Source organism: Streptomyces sp. NPDC020362, from assembly GCF_040642095.1.
GTDB lineage: Bacteria > Actinomycetota > Actinomycetes > Streptomycetales > Streptomycetaceae > Streptomyces.
Genome location: NZ_JBFAET010000456.1, coordinates 1 through 2082 on the forward strand (window position 1 = coordinate 1; position 2082 = coordinate 2082).

Below are 2082 nucleotides of genomic sequence, written 5' to 3' on the forward strand. Positions count from 1 at the left end.
GACGGACCGGCATCGCCTGGTGACAGCCTGGTGCCGCCGTTCGCAGAGCGGTCGCCGAGATCAGTTCCGCAACCGCCCCCTCGACAAATAGTCTGCGCGTAGATAATCTGTACGTAGACGAATCCTCGAGGGGAGCGGGACATGTGGCGCCACGAGTACACCGGCGAGACGGCGGCGGCACCGGAGGCGGTCTGGGAGGTACTGCGGGATCTCGACAACTGGGCGCAGTGGGACACCTCGATGGAGTCCGTCTCGCTCCTGGGACCGTTCGAGGTGGGCAGCCGGGTGTCGATGACACCGACCGGACAGGAACCGATCATCTCGGTGATCACAGCAATCGAGGAGAACGTGCGCTACGCCGACGAGACCGAGTTCGGTGGGATGGTGCTGCGGTTCAGCCACACACTGAGCCCGTTGACGGGCGGCGGCACCAGGGCGGTGCACCAACTGGAAATCTCCGGAGCGGAAGCGGACCGGATCGGCCCCGAGCTCGGACCCGCGATCACCGAGGACTTCCCGCAGGCAATGGCCGCCCTGTTCGCCCAGGCAGCGGCCCGATGAACACCGACCAGCGGATCAACGACCCGGAGCACAGCCCCGGATTCTGGCTCTGGCACGCGACGCTGCGCTGGCAGCGCGCGATCACGACGGCGCTGACGCCGTACGACCTGACGCACGCCCAGTTCGTCCTGCTGTCCTGCGCCTGGTGGCTCAACGAGCAGGGTGAGCTGCCCAATCAACAGGAACTCGCCCATCAGGCGGGCACGGACGTGAAAATGACGTCCCAGCTGGTGAGGAAGCTTGAAGCGAAGGGACTGCTGGACAGGGAGACCGATCCTCAGGACACCCGCGCGCGGCGACTGCGGATCACCCCGCGGGGAGCACAGCTCGCGCGGGCTGCGATCACCGAAGTCGAGCAGGTGGACAGTGAGTTCTTCGCCCCGGCCGGCGAGGGAGCCAGCGGGCTCGACGCCAATGCGCTGAGCACCCTGTTGCGGCGCCTGGTACAGACGCCGTAATCGATGATGCGCTGCATGGACCGGACCGGACTCGCCGGGCGCGGCAGCAGCCGGGCTCGGGGCGGCGTGGGCGATCGCCCGGATGAAGAGAGCGGCGAACACGGCGGCCGCGGCAGCGGTGCGGGCGAAACGCACGGGCAGGGGTCCTTTCGAAGATCACGGCGCGTCGTGATCTTCGAAAGGACCCCGCAAGCAGCCCGCTCGGACACGGTCGCGGCTCTCCCCGATCGAGGACAAGTCAGCTGGTCGACACGCCACATGTGCCACGCAGGATCCCCGGCCCGCGGCCGGCATCCCCGATGAGCCGGTCAAGCTGAGGTGTTCCACCTCGGAAGATACGCACGAAGTTCGCGGGCCTCACCTCTACTGGGGGCTGTTGCGAAAGTGGATCTTTTAGCACCGGATGGTCTGGGCAAGAGCCATGGCCGATGTTGTCAGACCTGCCTGGCATCCTCCAGGTATGGAGATGACGCTGCAGCTGGTGATCGACTGTGCCGACCCGCAGAGGCTGGTGAGCTTCTGGGCCGAGGCTCTGGGGTACGTTCCAGAGCCTCCGCCGGGCGGGCACTCCACGTGGAGGGAGTATTGGGCAGGTATGGGGGTGCCCGAGGAGGAGTTGCCCGCCGGTGCCGGGGAGACGCCGGAGTCGATCATCGATCCTGCGGGACAGGGGCCGCGGGTGTGGTTCCAGCAGGTCCCCGAGCCGAAGGCCACCAAGAACCGGGTGCACCTTGACCTGAAGGTGGGCGGAGGGCGTGAGGTCCCGTTGGCGGTCCGCGCTCAGCGGGTCACCACCATGGTGGAACGGCTCACCAAGGCCGGTGCCACCGTGCTGCGGATCATGGATGAGCCGGACATGGAGCACTACGCCGTCGTTCTGCACGACCCCGAGGGCAACGAATTCTGCGTCGTTTAGAACCCCGTCAGGCGGTACTGGTCACAGCCACTCGTTGAGACCGCGACCAGCACCGTCCCCTCGTAACGGACGGCGAGTTCGTCATAGCGGGTCGCCACGGCGCGGTGCCGCTTCAGGCGGTTGTTCCCACCTTCCACGGCGTGGCGC

At 67.1% G+C, this 2082-nt stretch carries 3 protein-coding genes; all 3 read left to right on the top strand.

Annotation, left to right across the window (positions count from 1 at the left end):
- The first annotated feature begins 141 nt into the window (after positions 1 to 141).
- The 3 genes from AB0H32_RS48135 to AB0H32_RS48145 all read left to right on the top strand — a co-directional run bounded on the left by AB0H32_RS48135 (position 142) and on the right by AB0H32_RS48145 (position 1935).
- Positions 142 to 561 carry an SRPBCC family protein gene (locus AB0H32_RS48135; protein ID WP_361136033.1) on the top strand — a complete coding sequence of 140 codons (420 nt, stop codon included), beginning with the start codon at positions 142 to 144 and terminating at the stop codon, positions 559 to 561.
- Positions 558 to 1019, top strand: coding sequence for a MarR family transcriptional regulator (locus AB0H32_RS48140; RefSeq protein WP_361136036.1), 462 nt, complete (start codon positions 558 to 560; stop codon positions 1017 to 1019). The genes AB0H32_RS48135 and AB0H32_RS48140 overlap by 4 nt, the downstream gene beginning before the upstream one ends.
- 460 nt (positions 1020 to 1479) lie before the next feature.
- Positions 1480 to 1935, top strand: coding sequence for a VOC family protein (locus tag AB0H32_RS48145; RefSeq protein ID WP_361136039.1), 456 nt, complete (start codon positions 1480 to 1482; stop codon positions 1933 to 1935).
- Positions 1936 to 2082 lie beyond the last annotated feature (147 nt).

Excerpts from the sequence above, each read along its gene's own strand:
- AB0H32_RS48145 (WP_361136039.1), top strand. The coding sequence starts at position 1,480 with ATGGAGATGACGCTGCAGCTGGTGATCGACTGTGCCGACCCGCAGAGG.
- AB0H32_RS48135 (WP_361136033.1), top strand. The coding sequence starts at position 142 with ATGTGGCGCCACGAGTACACCGGCGAGACGGCGGCGGCACCGGAGGCG.
- AB0H32_RS48140 (WP_361136036.1), top strand. The coding sequence starts at position 558 with ATGAACACCGACCAGCGGATCAACGACCCGGAGCACAGCCCCGGATTC.